Origin of the sequence: Yersinia sp. SCPM-O-B-9106 (C-191) (genome assembly GCF_026183365.1) — a bacterium.
GTDB classification, from domain to species: domain Bacteria; phylum Pseudomonadota; class Gammaproteobacteria; order Enterobacterales; family Enterobacteriaceae; genus Yersinia; species Yersinia rochesterensis.
In genome coordinates this window covers 3,159,928-3,185,768 of record NZ_CP110791.1, presented here as the reverse complement: position 1 = coordinate 3,185,768, position 25,841 = coordinate 3,159,928, and the positions used below count along the sequence as shown (strand labels likewise).

Sequence of the window (25,841 nt, the reverse complement as noted above, 5' to 3'; positions counted from 1 at the left end):
GACGAAAGCGCAGTCTGTTATCAGACCGCGCTTATATCACTCAACAAAAGAGTTTAGGTGTGAATCAGAAGTTAAATTTCCCACCCAGAGAAGCGGCGATATCGGAGTAGCTGTTGTCGCCAATCTGCCCTGAAATGCCGCCCTGCATGCTCAGGTTAGCTGTCAGCTTAGCTTCCACCCCGGTCTTGAGTTCTCCGACGTTACGCGCTCCTTTGATATGGTCATCCACACCGTCCATTCGCACGCCATACTGGTTAGTATTATACACCCAGTTAGCTTCGACATAAGGCTGGAACTTGCGCTCAGTATCCTTATCTAACGCACTTTTCCCATTCAGATAAGCACGCAGACCCAGCTTGGTCTGCACGTTATTGTTGCCCAGACCCTGCACGTATGAACCTGTATTTTCCGTATGATCGTCAGCCTTAACCCCCATCCAGATTGCCTGGGCATGCGGTTGCAGCCACAAGGTGTTTCTGATTCCGTGGGCCGTCGTCCAGCTATTTACCAGCCAATCATAGCCCGTTTCAAGTGATGCGGTCATACCTTGGCTGTCATATTTTTCCTCTGCCATATCCTGACCATTCACCTGATTTCTGAACCAGTTGTATTGCAGCCAACTGTCAGCGTACAAGCCTCCTTTTTCCCGGTTATTCGCATACCAGGAACCATACATCCCCGTGCTATAACCCGCTATGGTATTACGTGAGCTGTAGCCTTTCTGGCTGTTATAGGTTTGGCCTTGTGCATTAGCATAGCCCCCCATCACCCCCAGATTGAATTTGCCCAAGGATTCGGATGATACTTGCAGCACGTCGCCACCCAGTTGCAGGACATAGCGGTTAGTGCTGGTTTTGTTCTGACCATCCGTCATCGATGCCTTATTGCGCCCACCTTCGTTACGCATCCACATTGAGGTTGAACGCGTTTCACCGGTGACCAGGTCCTCGTACTGTGTCTCTCCAGCACGATCGTGCAAACTCAGCGTAAACAGTGTATTTGCCGCCTGAAGGTTGGTCGCGTAGCTGGCAGCTTCAGGTCTTACCTGATTGCTATGGCTATCCAGATACCAATCATTTTCTTTTTTCACGAGAGAGTAGTCATATAACCCAGCGGTGATCCGGTTACCCTGCGTAAAGACGGCATCCGAGTCACCCTGTACAGTAATCAGCTTGAGGCCCAGAAGCGTTTGTGCGCCGTGGCCTTTTTCATTGACTAGGTAAAGTGTGCTTGTGCCGGAGGAGTTCCCCAGTATTGTCAACTGGTCGGTCAGCGAGTCATCGTCTGCAAGCACTGCGCCCAGGGAAACTGAACTACCCTGTACGCCGACGTAATCGCCGTTGATTATCAGGTTATTCCCTGCGCTGGTTGCTGTGGGATTAAGCACTATACTGCCGCGGTTATTGAAATGGCCGTCGATGTATGAGGTGACATATTGCTGGTTTGACAATGTCAGTACGCCGCTGTTATTCACGTTTCCTGACAACCTGCTCAGGTGATTAAGCTCGAGGGTTCCTGCGTTCGAAAATCCGTTCCCGGCCCGCCACACCGTAGAGTCCAGCAACGTCAGTTTGCTGCTGTTGTCGATATTTACCGCAGACACGCTGGTCGTAGCATTAGCTCTGACCTCTGAACCGCCATGGAGCGTGATATTACCTGTCCCGCTGATTTCATGGCTAAATTCACCTTTCGTGTCCAGAAATATCATCTCATTATTATTGGTGATCCCGCCGGTTCCAGCCGCGTTCACGCCTTGCAGAACCAACGTACCCGAATTGAGAACAGTGCCACCGGTGTAGGTGTTATTCCCAGCCAGGATAAGCATGCCGTTACCAGTCTGAACCACAGAACCGGAGCCGGATATCACGCCACCGTAAGTCAGTGCATCGCTGCGGTTAAATAACAGCGCACTGTTATTGATGATATTTCCGGCCACTGACCCGGTGGTGCCGCCGTTACCAATTTGCAGAGTGCCCGCGCTGATGATGGTACCGCCGGAATAGGTGTTGTCACCGGTCAGTGTCAGCAAGTCGTTGCCAGCCTTAGCCAGAACACCTAAGCCGGATATCACGCCGCCGTAAGTCAGTGCATCACTGCGATTAAATAACAGCGCACTGTTATTGATGATATTTCCGACCACTGACCCAGTGGTGCCGCCGTTACCAATTTGCAGAGTGCCCGCGCTGATGATGGTATCGCCAGTAAAGGTATTGTCACCGGTCAGTGTCAGTGGGCCGTTGCCAGTCTGAACCACAGAGCCTGAGCCGGATACCACGCCACCGTAAGTCAGTGCATCACTGCGATTAAATAACAGCGCACTGTTGTTGATGATATTTCCGGCCACTGACCCGGTGGTGCCGCCGTTACCAATTTGCAGAGTGCCCGCGCTGATGGTAGTCCCGCCGAAATAGGTGTTGTCACCGGTCAGTGTCAGTGGGCCGTTACCAGTCTGAACCACAGAACCGGAGCCGGATACCACGCCACCGTAAGTCAGTGCATCACTGCGATTAAATGACAGCGCACTGTTATTGATAATATCCCCGTCTACTGACCCGGTGGTGCCGCCGTTACCAATTTGCAGAGTGCCCGCGCTGATGATGGTACCGCCGGAATAGGTGTTGTCACCGGTCAGTGTCAGTGGGCCGTTGCCAGTCTGAACCACAGAACCGGAGCCGGATACCACGCCACCGTAAGTCAGTGCATCACTGCGATTAAATGACAGCGCACTGTTGTTGATGATATTTCCGGCCACTGACCCAGTGGTGCCGCCGTTACCAATTTGCAGAGTGCCCGCGCTGATGATGGTACCGCCAGTAAAGGTATTGTCACCGGTCAGTGTCAGCAAGTCGTTGCCAGCCTTAGCCAGAACACCTAAGCCGGATATCACGCCGCCGTAAGTCAGTGCATCGCTGCGGTTAAATAACAGCGCACTGTTATTGATGATATTTCCGACCACTGACCCAGTGGTGCCGCCGTTACCAATTTGCAGAGTGCCCGCGCTGATGATGGTACCGCCGGAATAGGTGTTGTCACCGGTCAGTGTCAGCAAGTCGTTGCCAGCCTTAGCCAGAACACCTAAGCCGGATATCACGCCGCCGTAAGTCAGTGCATCGCTGCGGTTAAATAACAGCGCACTGTTGTTGATGATATTTCCGGCCACTGACCCAGTGGTGCCGCCGTTACCAATTTGCAGAGTGCCCGCGCTGATGATGGTACCGCCGAAATAGGTGTTGTCACCGGTCAGTGTCAGTGGGCCGTTACCAGTCTGAACCACAGAACCGGAGCCGGATACCACGCCACCGTAAGTCAGTGCATCACTGCGATTAAATGACAGCGCACTGTTATTGATGATATTTCCGACCACTGACCCGGTGGTGCCGCCGTTACCAATTTGCAGGGCCCCCGCGTTGATAGTGGTACCGCCGGAATAGGTGTTATTGCTAGTGAGAGTAAGTGTTGCTGCGCCTGTTTTGACCAGCGAGCCCAAGCCTGAAATTAGCCCCGTCGCAGTTAAATTAGCGTTGGTTTGAAGTGTTCCAGTGGTCTTCAGCAGCATGTCTCGTGCTGTACTTATTGCTGCGGTATTTTCCAGGGTGCCACCATTGAAAGTCAGCCCACCCTCTGCTGCTCCGAGGTTGCTATCATTCGATACTGACAGAGTACCGGCATTGATATTCCATGCTGTGACTTCCGTGGTTGAACCGTTCAGTGTCCAGGTGCTGTTACCGGTTTTTACATAGTCGTTGAAACCATAATATTGCACGGCACCTGACCATGAGGACGGTGATGTTGCCGCGAGGCTGGAGACAAAGAAACTGCCATTGGTATCTCCTCCTAGCGCCAGCGTGTCCCCACCACTGCTAATGACATTACCAACAAAACTGTAGCCGGACTCAAGGGTCAGCGTGTTATTTCCGCCGGAAAATTCAATCGCGTTAGCCTGCGTTGTTCCGTTGCCCGCCAGCCCTCCAGCGATAAGATTCGATGTCGTGATGGTGCTTGAGCCAGTAGACACAACACCGACCCCGGCGGCACCATAAGTCCCTGACGTACCCTCGGCCCCAGCCTGTCCTACTGAACCTATAGTGCCTAGGGGCGCGCCAGCATAGTCTGTCCCACCCGCTGATCCACCGGTCGCTAAACCGGCTCTCCCTCCATTTCCACCGTTGATAATACCCCGGTTGACCAACTGAAAATTACTCCCTGTCACGGCAGTGGCACCCGCAGCCCCGTTCCCAGCAGTCCCACCAGAACTTCCATCACCACCATCGCCGGAACGACCGGAATTGTTTGCACCCTGTCCCCCTCGGCCACCGGCACCACCGAAAGCGTTACCACCGGCACCGCCCGACCCACCGATGATTGAGCCGTCATTGCTTAGGTTGAACCCACTCCCTGTCATCGCGTTGCCGCCCATGCCGCCATTTTCGGCGACCCCAGCCAGACCAGCATCTCCACCATTGCCACCGTTGGCGTTAGTCCACTGTATAGGCCAGCCGCCGTTGCCGCCATTGCCGCCGTTGGCATTGCCACCAGAACCGCCTGCGCCACCGGCAAGTAAATTACCCGTCGTGACGTCGATAGTACCGCCGGTTACGGCTACGTCACCTGTTCCGCCTGATGTTGCGGTATTGGTGGCATCTAAACCGTGACTGCCATTAGCCCCAGAATTACCGGGGTTCCCTGCTGTGTTACCATTGCTCCCTGTCGCGCCTGAGGTACCGGAGGCATCAACACCGGCGGTTCCTGCCTGGCCCACTGTACAATCAGCATAAGTGGTGCCATTTACAATGCAGCTAGCAGCCTGCGCGGAGGATATGGCGGCTCCAAATGCCAATGCGGCAGCGCAAGCAAGCACGATCGGATTAAGTCGAAATTGGGGCGATGTGGGTAAAAAATGAGATTTTCCATTTAAAACAATATTATGGGTGTTGTTCATGGTTTTCCTTCGAGTTAAAAATGGCTAAAGTGACGTATGCCCGAAGATGACCATCATGGGTTTCACTCCAACTGTTTGAGCAATAAGGTAAATATACGGTTTCAATCTTATTTAGATCTTTATCGGCAGGAGAAAGGAAATATTTAAGGAGGATTGTCAGACTAAGGATAAATATTCGTGCGCAATGTGTAAGTTGGCTGGTGATTCTTTGTTGCACTGGTGTTGCCCGGATTTAACTTCATAGTTCGCCCCCACATATGTCCAAGTATATCCCCATGGGTCTTGTACTCTGAGAATGGCGGGTGCAGGTCTAACTCGTGCAACTTTCTCATTCGATGTAACATATTGCATATGTTCGACACTATAGCCACAGCGCGGTATGTGGGGAGTAGGTGAGGGGGTTCGGTGAGGTGGAATGTGGCCGATTTATGCCAAAGATATGAGACAAAAATGCAGAATACCGCAGATAACGATAAGTGCTACTTAAGCTGGTTGCTTGTGTAGCGGGTTGGACAGTTGTTATGATGCGCTCCTTTTAATCACGCATCAGACTGTTTCTCTGATGCTGGAGGTTATGTGAAGTACGAATTACAAAAAACTGATGGGCGCGCCCGTCGTGGTCGTCTGATCTTTGAACGCGGTGTAGTAGAAACCCCGGCATTTATGCCTGTCGGCACCTACGGCACAGTAAAAGGGATGACGCCGGAAGAAGTTGCCGAAACCGGTGCGCAAATCTTGTTGGGGAATACTTTCCACTTGTGGTTGCGTCCGGGTCAGGAAATCATGAAGTTGCACGGCGACTTGCATGACTTTATGCAATGGCATGGCCCTATCCTGACAGACTCTGGCGGTTTTCAAGTGTTCAGCTTGGGTGCGATGCGCAAAATCAAAGAAGAAGGGGTGACATTCCAAAACCCTATCAACGGCGATAAAGTTTTTCTCAGCCCAGAAAAATCGATGGAAATCCAGAATGATCTCGGCTCTGATATCGTGATGATTTTCGACGAATGCACACCCTACCCAGCAGACTGGGATTATGCGAAGCGTTCGATGGAAATGTCATTGCGCTGGGCTGCCCGGAGTCGCCAACGCTTTGATGAACTGAACAATAAAAATGCATTGTTCGGTATTATTCAGGGCGGCGTTTACGAAGATTTACGTGATGTATCCGTAAAAGGGCTGGTAGATATCGGTTTTGATGGTTACGCTGTGGGCGGCCTGGCGGTTGGTGAGCCAAAAGAAGATATGCACCGCATTCTGGAGCATGTTTGCCCACAGATTCCGGAGGATAAACCCCGTTACCTGATGGGCGTGGGGAAACCTGAGGATTTGGTTGAAGGTGTACGTCGCGGTATCGACATGTTTGACTGTGTAATGCCAACGCGTAATGCCCGTAATGGTCATTTGTTTGTCACTGACGGAGTCGTAAAAATCCGTAATGCCAAACATAAGAGTGATACTGCAACGCTGGACGAGCATTGTGATTGTTATACTTGTCGCAATTATAGCCGTGCCTACTTGCATCATCTTGACCGTTGCAACGAAATACTGGGTGCGCGGCTGAATACCATTCATAACCTGCGTTACTACCAATGCTTAATGGCGGGTTTACGTCAGGCTATTGAAGAGGGTAAATTAGAGAACTTCGTTGAAGATTTCTATGGTCGGATAGGGAAACCTGTTCCGCCATTATCTCCACAAGTAAGCGTTTGATTTTAAAATTATTACCTTTGTATTTGTCGGTCTAACAGTTACGATTCACCGTTTCTGTTTTATCGCACTGATTTCACACTACTGATATTGATAACAATGAGGGAATTTTAATGAGTCTTTTCATTTCCGATGCTGTCGCATCCGCTGGGGCTCCGGCTCAGAGCAGCCCGTACTCCCTGGTGATTATGCTGGTGGTATTTGGTCTGATTTTTTACTTCATGATCCTGCGTCCACAGCAAAAACGTGCCAAAGAACACAAAAAACTGATGGATTCTATCGGTAAAGGTGATGAAGTTTTAACCACGGGTGGTTTACTGGGTCGTGTTACTAAAGTTGCGGAAACGGGCTACATCGTCATCGCACTGAACGACACCACTGAAGTGATGATCAAACGTGACTTCGTTGCTGCCGTTTTACCGAAAGGTACAATGAAAGCTCTGTAATTTTCGATTTTCCCGAAGGGAATTGCCGTGTTAAACCGTTATCCTTTGTGGAAGTATCTGATGCTGATCGTTGTGATCTTCATCGGTCTGCTATATGCACTTCCCAACCTTTATGGTGAGGATCCGGCTGTTCAAATCACTGGTGCGCGAGGAATCGCCGCCAGTGAAACAACGCTGGTCCAAGTCCGTGACGTTTTAGAAAAAGACAACATAGCGAGCAAGTCCATTGCGCTGGAAAACGGTGCAATCCTGGCTCGCTTTAGAGATCCCGACGTCCAGTTACGTGCCCGTGAGGCACTGATGGAAGCGATGGGCGACAAATACGTTATCGCGTTAAACCTGGCTCCAGCAACGCCTTCCTGGCTTGCTAAGTTAGGTGCCGAGCCGATGAAGCTTGGTCTTGACCTCCGTGGTGGTGTGCACTTCTTGATGGAAGTGGACATGGATACCGCGCTGGGCAAGCTGCAAGAGCAAACGATGGATACCTTGCGCAGCGATTTGCGTGAGAAAAATATCCCGTATGCCACTGTGCGTAAGCTAGATAACTATGGTGTTGAAGTGCGTTTCCGCGATGATAAAACCCGCGATGACGCTATCAGCTACCTTTCTTCTCGCCACCGTGACTTGGTGATTGGCTCCAATGGCAGCAATACCTTAAAAGCTGTGATGAGCGATGACCGTCTGCGGGAAGCGCGCGAATATGCCGTTCAACAAAACATTACGATTCTGCGTAACCGGGTTAACCAGTTAGGTGTAGCCGAACCCTTGGTTCAGCGCCAGGGTTCAGATCGTATTGTGGTTGAGTTACCCGGTATTCAGGATACAGCACGTGCTAAAGAAATTCTTGGTGCGACCGCGACTCTTGAATTCCGTCTGGTAAACAGCAATGTTGACGCCACTGTTGCAGCCTCCGGTCGTGTGCCGGGCGATTCCGAAGTTAAAAATACCCGTGAAGGCCGCCCGGTTGTCTTGTACAAGCGCGTCATCCTGACCGGTGATCATATTACCGATTCAACCTCCAGCACCGACGAATATAACCAAGCTCAGGTTAATATCTCGCTCGATAGCGCGGGTGGTTCTGTCATGTCTAATTTTACCAAGGACAATATCGGCAAGCCGATGGCGACTTTGTTTGTAGAATATAAAGACAGTGGTAAAAAAGATGCTAACGGCCGAGCGATTCTGGTTAAGCAGGAAGAAGTTATCAACATCGCGAACATTCAGTCGCGCTTAGGTAACAGTTTCCGCATTACCGGCATTGATAACCCGGCTGAAGCTCGTCAGCTTTCTCTGCTGCTGCGTGCGGGGGCATTGATTGCTCCAATCCAGATTGTAGAAGAGCGCACTATCGGGCCAACCTTGGGTTCTCAGAATATTACCCAAGGTCTGGAAGCCTGCTTGTGGGGCTTGGCGGTTTCTATCCTATTTATGGTGATTTACTACCGTAAGTTTGGTGTGATTGCCAGTACTGCACTGTTGGCTAACTTAGTGTTGATCGTGGGCGTGATGTCTCTGTTACCGGGGGCGACATTAACCATGCCGGGTATTGCCGGGATTGTATTGACGCTGGCGGTAGCAGTTGATGCTAACGTGCTGATTAATGAGCGAATAAAAGAAGAGTACAGGAACGGGCGGACGATCCAGCAAGCGATTCATGAAGGGTACAAAGGTGCCTTCTCGAGTATCGTCGATGCGAACGTAACGACACTGATCACTGCGATTATTCTATATGCTGTGGGTACCGGTTCGATTAAAGGCTTTGCCATTACAACGGCAATCGGTGTTATAACGTCAATGTTCACCGCAATAGTCGGTACTCGTGCCATCGTCAACCTGCTTTACGGCGGCAAGCGCATTAACAAGCTGTCTATTTGAGGAGTACGTTGTGGCACAGGATTATACTGTTGAACAACTGAACTATGGCCGTAAAGTCTATGACTTTATGCGCTGGGATAACGTCGCTTTCGGCATCTCGTTGCTGTTGTTGGTAGCATCCATTGCGGTTATCTCCGTTAAAGGGTTTAACTGGGGTCTGGATTTCACCGGTGGTACGGTGATTGAAATTAACCTGGAAAAACCTGCGGATCTGGATCAATTGCGCGATACGCTGGAAACGGCGGGTTTTGAATCGCCAATCCTGCAAAACTTTGGTAGCAGCCGTGATGTGATGATCCGTATGCCACCTGCAACCGGCACTGCCGGGCAGGAATTGGGCAACAAAGTCATCTCGGTTATCAATGAGTCAATTGATAAGAATGCATCAGTAAAACGCATCGAATTCGTCGGGCCGAGTGTGGGCAGTGATTTAGCCCAAGCCGGCGGTATGGCGTTGTTGGTCGCGTTGCTGAGTATTCTGGTTTATGTCGGTTTCCGTTTTGAATGGCGTCTGGCACTGGGGGCGGTTATCGCCTTGGCGCATGACGTGGTTATTACCATGGGGATCTTGTCGTTGTTCCATATTGAGATTGACCTAACCATCATTGCATCATTGATGTCGGTTATTGGTTACTCACTGAACGACAGTATCGTGGTATCAGACCGTATTCGTGAGAACTTCCGCAAGATCCGCCGCGGTACGCCTTACGAAATCATGAACGTGTCTCTGACCCAGACCTTAAGCCGTACTATCATGACTTCTGCAACTACGCTGATGGTGGTATTGATGCTGTTTATCTTCGGTGGTGCGATGCTGCAAGGCTTCTCACTGACGATGCTGATCGGTGTTTCCATCGGTACGGTTTCATCCATCTATGTTGCGTCCGCGCTGGCGTTGAAACTGGGTATGAAACGTGAGCATATGTTGCAGCAAAAAGTTGAGAAAGAAGGTGCAGACCAGCCTTCAATCCTACCTTAAGTTGTAAGCGATAGTCTGTAAGACTATAACCCTGACACTGGTATAGCCGGTGTCAGGGTTTTTTTATTGTTGTATTCGCGATTTCCCTGTTATGTCCTCACTGTAAAAATTACTATCCATTAATTTATATGATTCCCTTTTAGCATTTTTATTAAAAGAGATTACTTTTCTAATTATTTTCTGTGTGAATGTGTTTTTTATATTAATTTACCACATGGAATTAATAAGGATAATAAGTCATTAAGTTGTTTTTTTTATGAATATTTCCCTTTATTTAATATCTAATCACTCAATTTTAACCGATTGTTTAGGCGGTAACAGGCGTGTTTTATATATTAAGGTTTACATTGAATTTAATGGGGGAGTAATGATGATTGTTTCAAATATTATGAGTAACACTCAAGTTGTAATTACTAATGATGACCAAAAGGATAAGTCTGATAGTAATAATATTACGTTGGAAAAAATAAAACTAGAGATAGTGACTGCTTTCACGGGGATAGAATATGATGCAAAATCAAAAATAAGTAATCTAATAAAAAGAAATACAAATGTAACGACGCTGGAAGATGTAATAATTAGTGTAAATAAATATCTAGAGAAAAGTAAAGGTACAGACAGATGTAATCTGTTCATTTCAAATATAGAAAAAGACCAAGATTCGGAACTTAATAAAAGTTATAAATTAGAAAAGCATAGTAATGGGGTGTATCAATTCATTGACCGAAAAGATATTGTGAAATTCGAATTGTCATCTGAATTAAATGTAATTAATCAGCAGAAAGAGAAGAAAATTAAGGAGCGAGTTAATAGCGAAAAAAATAATGAGATGAAAAGGGCTGAGTTACGTTTAAAAGAGGAGGTAAAGGTAAAAAAAGAAGAAATAGAATGTATAAAAAACGAGTTGAGAGAGCTTTTTAGTCGATGTGGTATATTCCGTGGTTTAGTCGATGTCCATAGCAGGGTATTTGAATGCAAGGTATTTTCAGGTTCAGATAAGATAATAAAGGAATATAATGCTTTAAAAAATAAAATACCAGACTCGAGTGATTTAATTATGCTTAAAAAGCATTTTGATGAATTGGGAAAACTGAAAATAAGTTATAATGCTGATGTGGTCTTAAATATGAATTCATTATCGAATTTCCATGAGGATTTAGAGTCGTTCAAAAGTGAAGAAATCCCCGACACAGCACAAATGATAAGCACTATGCTAGAGAAAGTTTCCAGTCAAGAAAAAACGATTTGGACTAAGTTTATGGATTCTATCGCTTATTTTCTATTTCCCAACTTATTTGAAAGTAAAGAGAGTGACAAAATAAAGTTCGTCACCAACTTAGTCAATTTGAAGGGGTTAGTAACTGATTTATATGAGAAGCCAGATTATAAAAACGTGTTGAAAGCAAAGTGGCTCTATGGATTAGTGACTCAGATGCTAATTAAGGGCACACCAGCCCAATATCCTTTTGACCCTCTCAATGTGTTATCGCCGGATCGTAAAGTTTGGTTAGAACTGCAAAAGGGATGGTTGAAGCCCCTTGAGTCTAAATCCGATGAACCGAAGCTTTCGTCATAGTTGATCACCATAAACTGCCGCTTCCGCCCTTTGTTGTCGCGGCAGTTCGCGGTAAACTGTTGCTAAGTTTAAGCTCACTCATCAGGAAGCGCTATGCATTGCCCATTTTGTGCCGCTGTGGATACCAAAGTCATTGATTCCCGTCTGGTGAGCGATGGTTCGCAAGTGCGCCGTCGTCGCCAGTGTTTAGATTGTAATGAACGCTTCACCACTTTCGAAGTGGCTGAACTGGTGTTGCCGCGCGTGATTAAAAGTGATGAGGTGCGCGAACCCTTCAATGAAGAAAAATTGCGTCGCGGCATGCTGAAAGCATTAGAAAAACGCCCCGTCAGCTCTGATGATGTCGAAACCGCCATCAGTCATATTAAATCTCAGCTACGCGCCACTGGTGAGCGTGAAGTGCCCACCAAGATGGTGGGTAATTTGGTGATGGAAGCACTGAAACGCTTGGATAAAGTGGCATATATCCGCTTTGCCTCGGTATATCGCAGTTTTGAAGATATTCGCGAATTTGGCGAAGAAATTGCCCGCTTGCAGGACTAGCCGCGGTAGCCGTAAAGCCGTTAGCACCATGCTAATTGTCACCACATAAAAGTAAGGAAAGCCATGCAGCCCGATGAATTTTATATGGCCCGTGCCTTTGAGTTAGCGCGGTTGGGCCGTTTTACGACGTCGCCAAATCCGAATGTCGGCTGTGTTCTGGCGCGTGATGGTGAGATTGTCGGTGAAGGCTATCACTTGCGTGCTGGTGAACCCCACGCCGAGGTACATGCTTTGCGGATGGCGGGTGAGAAAGCGCGTGGCGCTACTGCCTATGTCACCCTTGAGCCGTGCAGCCACCATGGGCGTACGCCACCCTGTGCTGATGCTTTGCTTGCCGCAGGGGTGAAGCGCGTGGTGGCCGCGATGCAGGATCCAAATCCGCAAGTTGCCGGGCGTGGCTTATATAAACTGAAACAAGCGGGTATCGAGGTTCAACACGGTTTGATGCTGGCAGAGGCCGAAGCCACTAATCTGGGTTTCTTGAAGCGCATGCGCACCGGTTTTCCTTATCTACAACTGAAAATGGCAGCTTCCCTGGATGGCCGTACGGCGATGGCTTCGGGTGAAAGCCAGTGGATTACCTCGCCGCAGGCACGTCAGGATGTGCAGCGTTTTCGGGCGCAAAGCTCGGCCATCCTCAGTACCAGTGCCACAGTATTGGCCGATGATCCTTCGCTAACCTTGCGCTGGCAGGAATTAGATGCTGAAACTCAAGTGCTCTATCCTCAAGATACGCTGCGCCAGCCAGTTCGAGTTATCGTCGATAGCCATAACCGCGTGACGCCAAAGCACAAGGTGATACAGCAAGATGGCCCATGCTGGTTAGCTCGGGTTGAGGCGGATGAGCAAACATGGCCTGGCAATGTCGAGCAATTGTTGCTGCCCCGACATGGCAATGGGGTGGATTTAGTCTTATTGATGATGCAATTGGGTAAGCGGCAAATTAATTCTGTTTGGGTTGAGGCGGGGCCGCAATTCGCGGGCGCTTTGTTGCAGGCCGGTGTGGTTGATGAATTAATTCTTTATATCGCACCAAAATTATTAGGCAGTGATGCCCGAGGATTATGCCAGTTAGCAGGGTTAACCCGCCTCTCAGATGCCCCAGAGTTTACATTTAGTGATGTGCGCCAGGTGGGGCCAGACTTGCGTCTGCGCTTGAAACCGAAGTATTGATGAATTATCCAGCAGGGATTCACTCTGCTAATCATAGTCTTGCCAGCGTTTTACAAATGCGCAGGGGCGGGGCGTGAAAGAATATGATAGAATCCGCCCCCCTGCGGGGTATGAACCTATATTGAGGAAAGCTATGAACGTTATCGAAGGTGTTGTTGCTACTCCTAATGCCCGCGTGGCGATTGCAATTGCGCGTTTTAACAACTTTATCAATGACAGCTTGCTGGAAGGTGCTATTGATGCCCTGAAGCGCATTGGCCAGGTAACGGACGACAACATCACTGTTGTTTGGGTTCCGGGTGCTTATGAGTTACCGCTGGTTGCTAATGTATTAGCAAAAACAAATCGTTACGATGCGGTAATTGCTCTGGGTACTGTTATCCGTGGGGGCACGGCGCACTTTGAATATGTTGCTGGTGAAGCGAGTTCTGGTCTGGCAAGTGTGGCCATGAACAGCGATATCCCGGTAGCCTTTGGTGTGCTGACCACAGAAAGTATTGAGCAGGCAATTGAGCGTGCGGGTACTAAAGCAGGTAATAAAGGTGCAGAAGCTGCCCTGACCGCGCTTGAAATGATTAATGTAATCAAAGCTATTAAAGGCTGAATTTAGTTAAGTTAAGGGGAATTCCGTGAAACCTGCTGCTCGTCGCCGCGCTCGTGAGTGCGCTGTTCAAGCGCTTTACTCTTGGCAGTTGTCTAAAAACGACATCGCTGATGTTGAATTACAGTTCCTGTCTGAGCAGGATGTCAAAGATGTAGACATCGCCTATTTTCGCGAATTGCTGTCTGGGGTTGCCGTTCATGCCGCATCTCTGGATGCGCTAATGGCGCCTGTTCTTTCCCGCCAGCTCGAAGAATTAGGTCAGGTTGAAAGAGCGGTTCTGCGTATTGCGCTGTTTGAACTGAGCAAACGTGATGATGTCCCTTATAAAGTGGCAATCAATGAAGCGATCGAACTAGCCAAAACTTTCGGTGCTGCAGATAGCCATAAGTTCGTCAACGGAGTGCTGGATAAGGTGGCTCCGATGGTGCGTAAACGAAAATAATTCGTTGCATTAACGACTTGAATTAAGGCCGGATTCCGGCCTTAATTTATTGATCAGTTAACATTTCTGGAATTGTATTATGGCATGTGGCGAATTTGACCTCATTACCCGCTATTTTGACCGGTTCAGAAGTAATCGCCGAGATGTAGAACTGGGTATTGGAGACGACTGCGCACTTCTTACAGTGGCAGAGAAACAGCTGTTGGCCATCAGTACCGATACATTGGTGTCGGGCATTCATTTCCTTCCTGATATTGATCCGGCCGATCTCGGATACAAATCTTTAGCGGTAAACCTTAGCGATTTAGCCGCTATGGGGGCCGATCCCGCCTGGTTATCTCTTGCTCTGACCCTACCTAATGTCAATGAAGATTGGCTGCAATCATTCAGTGATAGCTTGTTTGATCAGCTTAATTATTACGGTATGCAATTGATCGGCGGTGACACTACGCGTGGGCCGCTGAGCCTGACGTTGACCATCCAAGGTTTAGTCCCTGAAGGGCGGGTACTGAAACGCGCTGGCGCTCGGATTGGTGACTGGATTTATGTGACCGGTACATTAGGCGACAGTGCCGCTGGCTTGGCAATTTTACAAAATGAGTTGCTGGTTGATGATGAGGCAGACAGGGCGGCGCTAGTTCATCGCCATTTGCGGCCACAGCCTCGGGTCTTGCAGGGGCAGGCTTTGCGCGACCTTGCCAGCTCGGCTATTGATATCTCCGATGGTCTCATTTCTGATCTACAACATATTCTGAAAGCCAGTCATTGCGGCGCACGTATTGAGCTGGATGCTTTGCCGTATTCTGATGCACTAAAAAATCAGGTGGATGCTGATCAAGCTTTGCGCTGGGCATTGAGCGGTGGCGAAGACTACGAACTATGCTTTACTGTACCGGAGATAAACCGGGGTGCGCTGAAAGTTGCATTGAGTCACACGGGCGCAAATTACACCTGTATTGGGCAGATTGGGCCACAAGCGGAAGGGGTTAAATTCTTCCGTGAGGGTAAGGCGGTTGAGATGAATTTGCGTGGTTTTGATCATTTCTCAGCAGGTAGCCCTCATGGTAGGTAATAGCATGAATGAAGCCAAACGTCGTCTGCGGTTATCTAATCCGTGGCACTTGTTGGCGACGGGTTTTGGCAGTGGTTTATCGCCGTGGGCTCCGGGCACCATGGGGTCTATTGCTGCGATTCCTTTCTGGCTGTTATTGATTCAGTTACCCTGGCAACTCTATTCTCTGGCGGTGATGTTTAGCATCTGTATTGGTGTTTATATCTGTCACCGCACCGCCAAAGATATGCAAGTTCATGACCATGGCAGTATCGTTTGGGATGAATTTGTCGGAATGTGGATTACCTTGATGGCACTGCCAGTCAATGATTGGCAATGGGTCGTCGCCGGGTTTGTGGTATTTCGTATTTTTGATATCTGGAAGCCGTGGCCGATTCGCTGGTTTGATCGCAACGTTCATGGCGGGATGGGCATCATGGTGGATGACATTATTGCCGGTGTGGTTGCAGCCGCGATTATTTTTGTCATCGGGCACTATTGGCCAATAGATTTATTTTATTAAATAGCCATTAGAACAAAGGCATAACCGAGTGGTTATGCCTTAATTATTATCACTCCAACCAGGCTTCAATCTGGCGCTGTATTCCCGCAGCATCTAAACCAAATTCAGCCCGCATTTCATCTTGTTCACCTTGTGGAACAAAGCTGTCTGGTAAACCGAGATTCAATACTGGCACTAACTGGCGTTTTACCATTAGCAGTTCATTCACACCACTGCCTGCACCGCCCATAATGGCGTTTTCTTCTACAGTAACCAGTACCTCGTGGCTGGCAGCCAGTTCCAGTACCAATTCTTCATCCAATGGTTTAACGAAACGCATATCTACCAGTGTGGCATTCAGATTGTCGGCTACCATTTGCGCCTGTGCCAGTAATGTCCCAAAGCACAGGATGGCTATTTTTTCACCTTCGCGGCGCACGATCCCTTTACCAATAGGCATTATTTCTAGTGGCTCTAATGTTACGCCAGTGCCATTGCCTCGCGGGTAACGCACTGCCGCAGGCCCTTGGTGGTGATAGCCGGTGTGCAGCATTTGGCGGCACTCGTTCTCATCACTAGGGGTCATAATTACCATGTTAGGGATGCAGCGCATGAATGATAGATCGAATGCGCCCTGGTGGGTTTGGCCATCCGCCCCCACTAAACCGCCGCGGTCAATGGCGAATAATACTGGCAGATTCTGGATAGCAACATCGTGGATCAGCTGGTCATAAGCCCGTTGCAGGAAAGTCGAGTAGATAGCAACGACCGGTTTGTAGCCGCCAATAGCTAAGCCAGCAGCAAAGGTCACGGCGTGTTGTTCGGCTATCGCCACATCAAAATACTGTTGTGGATATTCACGCGAGAAGCGCACCATCCCCGAACCTTCACGCATTGCGGGTGTTACTGCCATTAACTGACTGTCTTTAGCGGCGGTTTCACATAACCATTCGCCGAAGATTTTAGAATAAGTGGGTAGGTTGCCCTGACTTTTCGGCAAGGTGCCAGAGGCCGGATCAAACTTAGGTACAGCGTGCCAGCCAATGGGATCTTTTTCAGCTGGGGCGTAGCCTTTGCCCTTCTTGGTCATGATATGCAACAGTTGCGGGCCTTTTAGGCTGCGCATGTTTTTCAATGTTTGTGTCAAGGCTTGCACGTCGTGGCCATCAATCGGGCCGATATAATTAAAACCCAACTCTTCAAATAAGGTGCTGGGTACCACCATGCCTTTCAGGTGTTCTTCGGTGCGTTTCAGCAAGTCTTTAATTGGCGGTAAACCCGAAAGTGCTTTCTTTCCGCCTTCTCGTAGGCTGACGTAGAGTTTGCCAGATAATAGCTGGGCCAAATGGTTGTTCAGGCCGCCTACGTTTTCTGAAATAGACATTTCGTTATCGTTAAGGATAACCAGCATGTCTGAATGAATATCCCCGGCATGATTCATCGCTTCGAAAGCCATGCCGGCAGTAATGGCACCGTCACCAATCACACACACGGTACGCCGGCCTTTGCCTTCACGCTCGGCGGCAACCGCCATCCCCAAACCCGCACTGATGGAGGTTGAGGAGTGGCCGACAGAAAGTACGTCATATTCACTTTCATCACGCCATGGGAAAGGATGTAAACCATCTTTCTGGCGAATGGTACCTATCTGCTCACGGCGGCCGGTTAATATTTTGTGCGGATAAGCCTGATGGCCAACGTCCCACACCAGGCTATCAAACGGCGTATTGTAGACGTAATGTAACGCGACAGTCAGCTCAACCACACCTAACCCAGAAGCAAAATGCCCACTGGATCGGCTGACAGAGGCAAGCAAATACTGCCGCAGTTCATCACATAACTTCGGCAGACTTTCTTTCGGCAACATGCGCAGTTCTTCAGGATTCTCAGCAAGTGCCAATGTCGGGTATTTGGCTATATCAATACTCATTCGATGCTCATATCAAAAGTTTAAGTAGGCACTCACGGACTGCCAGTATATTTCTAATTATCACGCTCAATAATAAAACAGGCTAAAGCCTGTAGTGGCGCTATGTTATAGGATTGCTCTGACAACTCATTCAGGGCGCTAACGGCTTCCTGATAAAGGTCCATGGCTTTGGCTTTGGCGCAATCTAACCCCAGAAGTGCTGGATAGGTGCTTTTTCCGTGTTGCTGATCTGACCCCTGGCGCTTACCAATTGTAGCGGTATCACCAATAACATCTAAAATATCGTCTTGCACCTGAAAGGCCAGACCGATGGCGTTTGCATAGCGGTCAAGTAATGGCAATGCTTCGCGGCCAGGGGCACCGGCTGCCAAAGCGCCGAGACGCATGGCTGCACGGATCAATGCTCCGGTTTTATGCCGGTGGATTTTTTCAAGGTCAGCGAGTGCAATCTGGCGAGTTTCTGCTTCCAGATCCAAAGCCTGACCGCCACACATGCCCGCCACACCACTGGCATGGGCTAATTCTGCAATCATCGACAGGCGGTCTTTATCTGCCACTCCGGGCATTGGGGCTTCCGCCAGGATAGAAAATGCCAGCGTTTGCAATGCATCACCGGCCAGAATGGCATTGGCTTCACCAAACTTCACATGGCAAGTTGGCTGCCCACGGCGCAAATCATCGTCATCCATCGCCGGTAAATCATCATGAATTAATGAATAAGCATGGATACATTCAATTGCCGCCGCAGGGGCATCCAAACAGGTCAGTGACAGGCCGAACATTTGGCCGGTGGCGTAAACCAAATAAGGGCGCAACCGTTTACCACCCAGCACGGCACCATAGCGCATCGCCTCAACCAAATCACTGTTGCCAAAAGGAAGCGGCGCAATGAAATCCAACAGAGCTTGGTTGATTCGCTGCTGGTGCGCGGCAAGCTGCTGATTGAAGTCCACTGAGGAGTGAATGTTAGACATAAGGCTACTCAGTATCTGGAGTGAAAGGGGTTAATGGCGCATCAACATCGTCGCTCAACAGAACTTGAACGCGTTGTTCAGCTTGCAGCAAGGTTTGCTGCCCAAGACGTGCTAATTGCACCCCGCGCTCAAACTCATTTAATGCCTCTTCCAGCGGAAGCTCGCCGGACTCCAGGCGAGTAACAATCTGTTCCAGTTCGCTGAGTGATGTCTCAAAACTGGCAGCTTTGGTTTCAGGTGATGCGGCTTTTTTCGGCATAGTTTTATTCGACTCGGTATTTTTATGAAACGTAACCTTAGATGGCGCGTAACGTCTTCCTGCTTACAGAGAGCAACTCTTCAGGTCAAAAATGTATTACCGGCTATTCTAGCGGATAATGAAGGGGAAATCGTGACGTTTAAGTCCGGTTTTTAGTACGCAGCAGCACATCATATAGTGATATACTCCTCGGCTTGCATGTTTTCGCTAACACTTTTGACTGTTGCTCTCAATAGCGACGCCATCACTCCATAACCAGACAACTAAAGACCGCCATGAAGTTTATCATTAAATTGTTCCCAGAAATCACCATCAAGAGTCAATCTGTGCGATTGCGCTTCATTAAGATCCTCACAACCAATATCCGCAATGTATTGAAAAACCTTGAGGATGATACCCTCGCGGTGGTTCGCCATTGGGATCATATTGAAATCCGGACTAAAGATGACAATCTTGGCCCACAGATTTGTGATGCTCTGACCCGTGTCCCAGGGATCCACCATATCCTCGAAGTGGAAGATCGCAGCTACACTGATATGCACAATATTTTCGAGCAAACGCTGGAAGCCTATCGTGAAACTCTGATCGGAAAAACATTCTGTGTTCGGGTGAAACGCCGTGGCAAACATGAGTTTTCATCGGGTGATATTGAGCGATATGTTGGCGGCGGTTTGAATCAACATATTGAAAGTGCGAAAGTTAAACTGACTCATCCTCAGGTCACAGTCCATTTAGAAGTTGATCAAGGCAAGCTGACACTGATCAAGGCGCGTCATGAAGGATTGGGCGGCTTCCCGATTGGGACGCAGGAAGATGTTTTATCTCTGATTTCCGGCGGTTTTGACTCGGGTGTCTCCAGCTATATGCTGATGCGCCGTGGCTGTCGCGTGCATTATTGTTTCTTCAATCTTGGTGGCTCCGCTCATGAGATTGGGGTGAAGCAAGTCGCTCATTATCTGTGGAATCGTTTTGGTAGCTCCCATCGGGTGCGTTTTGTTGCCATTGATTTTGAGCCAGTGGTGGGCGAAATTCTCGAAAAAGTCGAAGATGGCCAGATGGGCGTGGTGTTGAAGCGCATGATGGTGCGTGCGGCGTCTCAAGTTGCAGAACGTTATGGCGTGCAAGCGCTAGTCACTGGTGAGGCGCTAGGGCAGGTGTCCAGTCAGACACTGACCAACTTGCGTTTGATTGATAATGCCTCTGACACGCTGATCTTGCGCCCACTGATCTCGCATGACAAAGAGCACATCATCAATCTGGCGCGTGAAATCGGCACCGAAGATTTTGCTAAGACCATGCCAGAATATTGCGGTGTGATTTCAAAAAGCCCGACGGTGAAAGCGGTTAAAGCCAAAATTGAAGAAGAAGAATCTCACTTCGATTTCTCCATTTTGGACCGAGTTGTAAATGAAGCCAAAAACGTTGATATCCGTGAAATTGCTGAACAAAGCCGTGAGCAGGTGGTTGAAGTTGAAACTGTCGCCGAGCTGGCGGATACCGATGTGTTGCTGGATATCCGTGCGCCCGATGAGCAGGATGAAAAGCCACTGAAGTTAGACGGAATTGAAGTCCGAGCGCTGCCATTCTATAAATTGAGTTCGCAATTTGCCGATTTGGATCAGAGCAAAAACTATTTGTTGTATTGCGATCGCGGTGTAATGAGCCGTTTGCAGGCTTTATATCTGCGCGAGCAGGGCTATACCAATGTGAAAGTTTACCGCCCTTAAAGGTAATAAGTTAACGGCTACTGCGCTTTGCCATTCTGAGCTTGCGCAGTGCTCGCCGTCACATTAGTTCACTGTATTATTATTCTCGGTAGTTATAAATCCCTGGCGGTAGTACCAACTGCCAGGCGATCTCTTCGGCCTTTTCTCGTCCGAGCAGTAAAAAAACAATCTTTAGCGCGAAATCGATGGATGTTCCTGGCCCCTGGCTGGTGACCAGATTGACTCGCCGGTCATAAACAACACGTTGATCCATCCATTTTGTTGGGTCAATTTTGTCTTTTAATGCTGGAAAACCAGTCATATTGCCAACTGGGAATAACTGGTGATGTTCAAGGACTAAGGCGGGTGCGGCGCAAATGGCGGCGACCAAACGGCCCTCTTTATGTGTTTGTTCTACAGTGGCGACTAACAATGGGCTGTCGCGAAAGCATTCTGCGCCCTTAATCCCGCCGGGAAGCACTACCACATCAAACTTTTGATCCGCCACATCCACCAGGCGAGCATCGGCCAGTAGTCGGACGCCGCGTGAACACACAATTTCTAGTGCGCCGTCACTGGCGACACTGGCGGTCGTGACGTTAATCCCCGCACGCACCAAAATATCAATGGTGGTGACGGCCTCGGTTTCTTCACTACCAGGTGCCAGACAAACCAGCGCCGATACGCTCATACTCATTTTCCTTACGTTTAATTAAGTCATACAACCGGGCATTCTCCGGCAAGGTCATGCCGTGACTGCGTGCGCGCTGCAGTAAGTAGCCGGTGATGTAGTCTATCTCGGTGTGTCGTTGGCAGCGTAAATCCTGTAATAGTGACGAAATGTTATCGGCGGTGCTCTGGATAACATCATTGACATAGCTTAACAGGCTGCTGGTTGAGGTATGGTAGCCCTCCATCTCCATCACACTGGCGACCTCAGCACATAATTTCTCAATCAGTTCTGGATAGCGTTGCAGATCCCCATTGCGGCAGTTATATAGGCCGGTAAGCGGATTAATCACACAGTTTACCGCCAGTTTTTGCCAGCATGCCGCAGAAATGTCGTCATGCCAGGCTACGTCCGGCAGGGCTTGGTGCAAAACATCGGCCAATTGGCTGATATCGGTTGTAACAGAGGACATCGGGCCAATATGGGTAATACCGCTGGCGACATGGACGATAGTGTTGCCATCCCTGCGCGCAGCATGGGTGGTCACACCATGGAGAAAGAGATGGTCATCCCGTGGTAATTCTTCCTGTATGCCCATCCCATTGTGTAACAGTAAAATCTTACATTCGGGGTTAAGTTTGGGCAGTAGGGCGGTGATGGCACTGGATACTTGCCATGCCTTTAAGCAAACCAATAATAATTCACTTTTTGACAGATGCTCGGGATCATTAGTGGGGAGATTCTGATTGAATGCTTCGCCACCTAACAATATGACATTAACTGAACAGTAGGGCTGTGGCACACGAAGCCAGCCTTGCACATCGTGGCCTTGCTGGTATAGCGCTGATAACCATAACTGCCCGAGAGCTCCGCAACCAAGCACAGTAATTTTCATTGAGACCTCCTTGGTATGGGCGGAAATATACCCGTCGCCCTTCAATATGCAGGGGTGTTGGCTGCCCTTGCTCACCCCAGTCACTTAGTTATCTAAGCTCTTGGAGATTTACTCGGTTGCCGCCTACCTGCATCTCGAAGTCACTTGGGGATATACAGTGTTTTCTCAGTATTATGCTCTGATTATAGACTTTTGGGTCACAAAACGAAGAGTTAGCTACAAACCGGCTTCACCCAGAACCGTAGAGGAATTGAGCCATTGGCAGCACTTGGCTTTGTCTGTTGGGATAAAGCGGTTATTATGCTAGCCATTCATTTTATCAGGAGGAGGGAATATGCCATCTTTCGACATCGTATCTGAAATTGATATGCAAGAAGTGCGCAACGCAGTGGAAAACGCCACCCGTGATCTGGCAAACCGTTGGGATTTCCGTAATGTTCCTGCGAGTTTTGAGTTAAATGAAAAGAACGAAAGTATCAAAGTGGCCAGTGAATCTGATTTCCAGGTTGAGCAGCTGCTGGATATTTTGCGTGCTCAATTGACCAAACGCGGCATTGAAGGGGCGGCATTGGAAATCCCGGAAGAAATGGACCGCAGTGGCAAAACCTACAGTGTGGATGCCAAATTGAAGCAAGGGATTGAAAGTGCTCAGGCTAAGAAGCTGGTTAAGCTGATTAAAGACAGCAAACTGAAAGTTCAGGCACAGATTCAAGGTGAACAAGTTCGGGTTACCGGTAAAGCTCGTGATGATTTGCAGGGTGTGATGGCATTGATTCGTGGTGCTGATTTGGGCCAACCATTCCAGTTCAATAACTTCCGCGACTGATTGATAACTAAAACAGGTACAAAGGCATTCATCTCCTTTGTACCTGTACCCGTCATACTTCAAGCGGCATATGCGTTGGCTATGTTCGTTACTCGGCTCGTCTATGGGCCTCGCCTCTGTGAGGCCGCTGCAAGCAGCGTTCAAATGCCGCCTGCCCGCAACTCGAATTATTTAGGGTGTAAAATTGGGGTTATATCGCGTTAACTAACTCTTCTAGCTGATTGCGATTAGTTTTTTTGGTATCCACTTTGACATAAGCGCTGCGCTCGGCTTTCACCACCACGGCTTCCGTGACACCGGGTTGTGCTCTGATTCGCTCTTCTAAGGCTGAATCTTTTACCGCCAATTCTGACAAGGTAATACGCAGGCTACTGACATAAGGTGGTTCTTGCATGGTGGCACTCACGCCAAACCACACCAGCGCAATAACTGCGCCACCCGCAAACACCATACTTGCCCCTTCCATACCAAATATCCAGCCACCTAAACTCCCGCCGATAGCCACACCAATAAATTGGCTGGTGGAGTAAATCCCCATTGCGGTGCCTTTATAGCCCGCTGGTGATTCTTTGCTGATCAATGACGGCAATATGGCTTCCATCACGTTGAAAGCAATAAAGAATAGTTGCACACCGGCAATGATAATCCACAGCTGTTGCCCGGCAGACCACAGCACCACTTCAGCAGCAAACAGCACCGCGACACAGCCCATAAAGACCTGTTTCATGCGGCGTTTGACTTCAGCATAAATAATAAACGGTACGACTGCGGCGAAGGAGACCAACATGGTCACCAGATAGACAATCCAGTGTTGAGCAGGCGCTAAGCCCGCACTGGCCATCATCTGTGGCAAGGCCACGAAGCTCGACATCAATAATATGTGCAAACACATAATGCCAAAATTGAGTTTGAGTAGCCGGCTATTGTTGAGCACTTTGCTCACACTGCCCTTGACGATACTGGATTCGCGATTCAGCACATGGCTATCGGCATCCGGCACCACGGCTAAGGTTATAACAATGCCCAATAGCGCGAGTAGGGCGATGCTCCAAAACAGGGCTTGCAAGCCAAAAGCATGGGTGACAATTGGCCCGAGCACCATGGCGATTGCAAAAGTGACGCCAAAGCTGACACCAATAAATGCCATCGCTTTAGTGCGGTTTTGTTCACGAGTCAAATCTGATAACAGCGCCATGACGGCGGCGGCGATCGCTCCGGAGCCTTGCAGCGCACGGCCCAGAATGATGCCCCAGATTGAATCACTCATGGCCGCAATGACACTACCCAGAGCAAAAATCAACAGGCCGCCGACGATTAACGGCTTACGGCCGATGCGATCAGAAACTAGCCCGAATGGGATCTGGAAAATGGCCTGAGACAGTCCATAGATACCAATAGCGATACCAATCAGTGCTTCACTGGCACCGGAAAGCGCCATGCCGTAGGTGGTGAGAACCGGCAAAACCATAAACATGCCGAGCATGCGCAAAGAGAATACTGTACCCAGCCCCCAGGTCGCCCGAAGCTCCAGTGGGGTCATTTTATTGTCGTTCATTACCACCTCAAAAAAACATTCTCTCCCATTGTAATGATGTTGGGCACAGCCAGTAAATCTATTGATGTTTAGAATGTATTACAGGCGAGTTTTTAGTTAACAGTAGGGGAGGGCAAAGCAGAAATAAAAAGTGGCTGTTATACCCGTCATACTTCAAGCTGCATGTGCGTTGGCTGCTCTCAATAACCCGAATCATTGACTGGCGTCAACTCATCGGGATTCTATCGCTTGCCGCCTTCCTGCAACTCGAATTATTTTGGGTATAGAAACAGCCACTTTCAGATCAACAGGGTTGAAGTTATCCGACGTAAGTCAGTAACCCAGCCGATGTAGGGACATTGAAATCAACAGACATCATGATGCTCAATGACGTAATGGCAATGATAGAGAATACAAAGAGTTTTCTCGCCCATACGATGTCATTGGTTGCCTTGTAACCGCGTAATGCCATCCCCAACCACCAGACACTCACCGCAGCAGCTACAACCAAGTATTTGTAACCGGCATAACCACTTAAGGTCAGCATCAAGGTGGCGACCATAAATGCCAAAATATAAAGGGTAATATGGTTTTTGGTGACCGATATTCCTTTTATCACCGGCAGAACCGGAATGTTGGCAGCTTGATAATCCTTAAAGCGGAAAATCGCGATGGCGTAGGAATGCGGCATTTGCCACAAGCTGAAAATAAGCAGCAGAATCAAGGCACCCATATCAAACTGCCCAGTAACGGCACAGTAACCAATCACCGGTGGGGCGGCACCTGACAAGCTGCCAATCAATGTGCCGTAGACGGATTTGCGTTTCATATAGAGGCTATAAACCCCGACATAAATCACGAAACCAATCACAGCCAGCCACATGGCTAATGGATTAGCGGCAACATAGAGCAGCAGCATGCCAGCAATACCCAGCACTGTTGCATAAATCAGGCTCACTTTCGGATCGATAAGCCCTTTTACCAGGACACGATTCTTCGTTCTCTCCATGATGCGGTCGATATCACGGTCGATATAGTTGTTAAAAACGCACCCGGAGGCAACAACTAACGAGACACCGAACAGGGTGGCGAGAAAAAGGGGGTAATCAATCACGCCTTTGGAAGCGAGGAGAAATCCCCCAACGACAGAAATTAAATTGCCGAAAATAATTCCTGGTTTAGTTACTTGCAGGTATTGCTTAATCAT

Annotated in this window: 21 protein-coding genes; 13 read left to right on the top strand and 8 right to left on the bottom strand. The window is 48.8% G+C overall.

Annotation, left to right across the window (positions count from 1 at the left end):
- Window positions 1-64: 64 nt before the first annotated feature.
- Window positions 65-4,939, bottom strand: a complete 4,875-nt coding sequence (locus tag OP863_RS14535; protein ID WP_265525454.1) for an autotransporter outer membrane beta-barrel domain-containing protein — start codon at window positions 4,937-4,939, stop codon at window positions 65-67.
- 576 nt (window positions 4,940-5,515) lie between these two features.
- Between OP863_RS14535 and tgt the strand changes: the two genes are divergently transcribed.
- The 11 genes from tgt to pgpA all read left to right on the top strand — a co-directional run bounded on the left by tgt (window position 5,516) and on the right by pgpA (window position 15,861).
- Window positions 5,516-6,652, top strand: coding sequence for a tRNA guanosine(34) transglycosylase Tgt (gene tgt / locus OP863_RS14530; protein WP_265525453.1), 1,137 nt, complete (start codon window positions 5,516-5,518; stop codon window positions 6,650-6,652).
- Between the two features lie 110 nt (window positions 6,653-6,762).
- On the top strand, window positions 6,763-7,095 hold the full coding sequence (gene yajC / locus OP863_RS14525) for a preprotein translocase subunit YajC (RefSeq protein ID WP_005166605.1): 333 nt from the start codon (window positions 6,763-6,765) through the stop codon (window positions 7,093-7,095).
- A 27-nt stretch (window positions 7,096-7,122) separates the two neighbouring features.
- The gene (gene secD, locus OP863_RS14520; RefSeq protein ID WP_071841783.1) at window positions 7,123-8,970 is read left to right on the top strand and encodes a protein translocase subunit SecD; all 1,848 of its coding nucleotides are present in this window, start codon (window positions 7,123-7,125) and stop codon (window positions 8,968-8,970) included.
- A gap of 10 nt (window positions 8,971-8,980) precedes the next feature.
- A complete protein-coding gene (gene secF / locus OP863_RS14515; protein ID WP_145589743.1) occupies window positions 8,981-9,949 on the top strand; it encodes a protein translocase subunit SecF in 969 nt (322 codons plus the stop codon).
- A 367-nt stretch (window positions 9,950-10,316) separates the two neighbouring features.
- Window positions 10,317-11,525 carry a hypothetical protein gene (locus OP863_RS14510; protein ID WP_265525452.1) on the top strand — a complete coding sequence of 403 codons (1,209 nt, stop codon included), beginning with the start codon at window positions 10,317-10,319 and terminating at the stop codon, window positions 11,523-11,525.
- 93 nt (window positions 11,526-11,618) lie between these two features.
- On the top strand, window positions 11,619-12,068 hold the full coding sequence (gene nrdR / locus OP863_RS14505; protein ID WP_004393175.1) for a transcriptional regulator NrdR: 450 nt from the start codon (window positions 11,619-11,621) through the stop codon (window positions 12,066-12,068).
- A gap of 63 nt (window positions 12,069-12,131) precedes the next feature.
- Complete coding sequence (gene ribD, locus OP863_RS14500) at window positions 12,132-13,241, top strand: bifunctional diaminohydroxyphosphoribosylaminopyrimidine deaminase/5-amino-6-(5-phosphoribosylamino)uracil reductase RibD (protein ID WP_265525451.1); 1,110 nt, start codon at window positions 12,132-12,134, stop codon at window positions 13,239-13,241.
- A 133-nt stretch (window positions 13,242-13,374) separates the two neighbouring features.
- Window positions 13,375-13,845, top strand: a complete 471-nt coding sequence (ribE, locus tag OP863_RS14495; protein ID WP_004393184.1) for a 6,7-dimethyl-8-ribityllumazine synthase — start codon at window positions 13,375-13,377, stop codon at window positions 13,843-13,845.
- 25 nt (window positions 13,846-13,870) lie between these two features.
- Window positions 13,871-14,287 carry a transcription antitermination factor NusB gene (gene nusB / locus OP863_RS14490; protein ID WP_038631480.1) on the top strand — a complete coding sequence of 139 codons (417 nt, stop codon included), beginning with the start codon at window positions 13,871-13,873 and terminating at the stop codon, window positions 14,285-14,287.
- Window positions 14,288-14,366: 79 nt separating this feature from the next.
- Window positions 14,367-15,359, top strand: a complete 993-nt coding sequence (thiL, locus tag OP863_RS14485) for a thiamine-phosphate kinase (RefSeq protein WP_265525450.1) — start codon at window positions 14,367-14,369, stop codon at window positions 15,357-15,359.
- A gap of 4 nt (window positions 15,360-15,363) precedes the next feature.
- Entirely contained in the window at window positions 15,364-15,861 is a 498-nt protein-coding gene (pgpA, locus tag OP863_RS14480; protein ID WP_038639382.1) for a phosphatidylglycerophosphatase A, read from the top strand.
- Between the two features lie 49 nt (window positions 15,862-15,910).
- On the opposite strand, the gene dxs is transcribed toward pgpA, so the two are convergent.
- From dxs to xseB, 3 genes are read right to left on the bottom strand one after another with little or no spacing between them, the layout of a single operon-like run.
- A complete protein-coding gene (dxs, locus tag OP863_RS14475) occupies window positions 15,911-17,770 on the bottom strand; it encodes a 1-deoxy-D-xylulose-5-phosphate synthase (RefSeq protein WP_265525449.1) in 1,860 nt (619 codons plus the stop codon).
- A gap of 53 nt (window positions 17,771-17,823) precedes the next feature.
- A complete protein-coding gene (gene ispA / locus OP863_RS14470) occupies window positions 17,824-18,744 on the bottom strand; it encodes a (2E,6E)-farnesyl diphosphate synthase (protein ID WP_265525448.1) in 921 nt (306 codons plus the stop codon).
- 4 nt (window positions 18,745-18,748) lie between these two features.
- Entirely contained in the window at window positions 18,749-19,003 is a 255-nt protein-coding gene (gene xseB / locus OP863_RS14465; protein ID WP_038631488.1) for an exodeoxyribonuclease VII small subunit, read from the bottom strand.
- A gap of 275 nt (window positions 19,004-19,278) precedes the next feature.
- Between xseB and thiI the strand changes: the two genes are divergently transcribed.
- On the top strand, window positions 19,279-20,730 hold the full coding sequence (thiI, locus tag OP863_RS14460; RefSeq protein WP_038631490.1) for a tRNA uracil 4-sulfurtransferase ThiI: 1,452 nt from the start codon (window positions 19,279-19,281) through the stop codon (window positions 20,728-20,730).
- A gap of 79 nt (window positions 20,731-20,809) precedes the next feature.
- Here thiI and yajL read toward each other — a convergent pair whose 3' ends face one another.
- Together yajL and panE are read right to left on the bottom strand one after the other, a co-directional pair.
- A complete protein-coding gene (gene yajL, locus OP863_RS14455) occupies window positions 20,810-21,400 on the bottom strand; it encodes a protein deglycase YajL (protein WP_145589740.1) in 591 nt (196 codons plus the stop codon).
- Window positions 21,363-22,274, bottom strand: a complete 912-nt coding sequence (gene panE / locus OP863_RS14450) for a 2-dehydropantoate 2-reductase (protein WP_265525447.1) — start codon at window positions 22,272-22,274, stop codon at window positions 21,363-21,365. The genes yajL and panE overlap by 38 nt, the downstream gene beginning before the upstream one ends.
- Before the next feature lie 334 nt (window positions 22,275-22,608).
- Between panE and OP863_RS14445 the strand changes: the two genes are divergently transcribed.
- Window positions 22,609-23,100, top strand: coding sequence for a YajQ family cyclic di-GMP-binding protein (locus tag OP863_RS14445; RefSeq protein WP_004393506.1), 492 nt, complete (start codon window positions 22,609-22,611; stop codon window positions 23,098-23,100).
- A gap of 190 nt (window positions 23,101-23,290) precedes the next feature.
- Here OP863_RS14445 and OP863_RS14440 read toward each other — a convergent pair whose 3' ends face one another.
- Together OP863_RS14440 and cyoE are read right to left on the bottom strand one after the other, a co-directional pair.
- Window positions 23,291-24,655, bottom strand: coding sequence for an MFS transporter (locus OP863_RS14440; RefSeq protein ID WP_186368263.1), 1,365 nt, complete (start codon window positions 24,653-24,655; stop codon window positions 23,291-23,293).
- Between the two features lie 298 nt (window positions 24,656-24,953).
- Window positions 24,954-25,841, bottom strand: coding sequence for a heme o synthase (gene cyoE, locus OP863_RS14435; protein ID WP_265525446.1), 888 nt, complete (start codon window positions 25,839-25,841; stop codon window positions 24,954-24,956).

Coding starts and splice junctions, on each gene's coding strand:
- OP863_RS14535 (WP_265525454.1), bottom strand. CDS start 4,939: ATGAACAACACCCATAATATTGTTTTAAATGGAAAATCTCATTTTTTA.
- yajC (WP_005166605.1), top strand. CDS start 6,763: ATGAGTCTTTTCATTTCCGATGCTGTCGCATCCGCTGGGGCTCCGGCT.
- OP863_RS14510 (WP_265525452.1), top strand. CDS start 10,317: ATGATGATTGTTTCAAATATTATGAGTAACACTCAAGTTGTAATTACT.
- nrdR (WP_004393175.1), top strand. CDS start 11,619: ATGCATTGCCCATTTTGTGCCGCTGTGGATACCAAAGTCATTGATTCC.
- ribD (WP_265525451.1), top strand. CDS start 12,132: ATGCAGCCCGATGAATTTTATATGGCCCGTGCCTTTGAGTTAGCGCGG.
- ribE (WP_004393184.1), top strand. CDS start 13,375: ATGAACGTTATCGAAGGTGTTGTTGCTACTCCTAATGCCCGCGTGGCG.
- thiL (WP_265525450.1), top strand. CDS start 14,367: ATGGCATGTGGCGAATTTGACCTCATTACCCGCTATTTTGACCGGTTC.
- pgpA (WP_038639382.1), top strand. CDS start 15,364: ATGAATGAAGCCAAACGTCGTCTGCGGTTATCTAATCCGTGGCACTTG.
- dxs (WP_265525449.1), bottom strand. CDS start 17,770: ATGAGTATTGATATAGCCAAATACCCGACATTGGCACTTGCTGAGAAT.
- ispA (WP_265525448.1), bottom strand. CDS start 18,744: ATGTCTAACATTCACTCCTCAGTGGACTTCAATCAGCAGCTTGCCGCG.
- xseB (WP_038631488.1), bottom strand. CDS start 19,003: ATGCCGAAAAAAGCCGCATCACCTGAAACCAAAGCTGCCAGTTTTGAG.
- thiI (WP_038631490.1), top strand. CDS start 19,279: ATGAAGTTTATCATTAAATTGTTCCCAGAAATCACCATCAAGAGTCAA.
- yajL (WP_145589740.1), bottom strand. CDS start 21,400: ATGAGCGTATCGGCGCTGGTTTGTCTGGCACCTGGTAGTGAAGAAACC.
- panE (WP_265525447.1), bottom strand. CDS start 22,274: ATGAAAATTACTGTGCTTGGTTGCGGAGCTCTCGGGCAGTTATGGTTA.
- OP863_RS14445 (WP_004393506.1), top strand. CDS start 22,609: ATGCCATCTTTCGACATCGTATCTGAAATTGATATGCAAGAAGTGCGC.
- OP863_RS14440 (WP_186368263.1), bottom strand. CDS start 24,655: ATGAACGACAATAAAATGACCCCACTGGAGCTTCGGGCGACCTGGGGG.
- cyoE (WP_265525446.1), bottom strand. CDS start 25,841: ATGATTAAGCAATACCTGCAAGTAACTAAACCAGGAATTATTTTCGGC.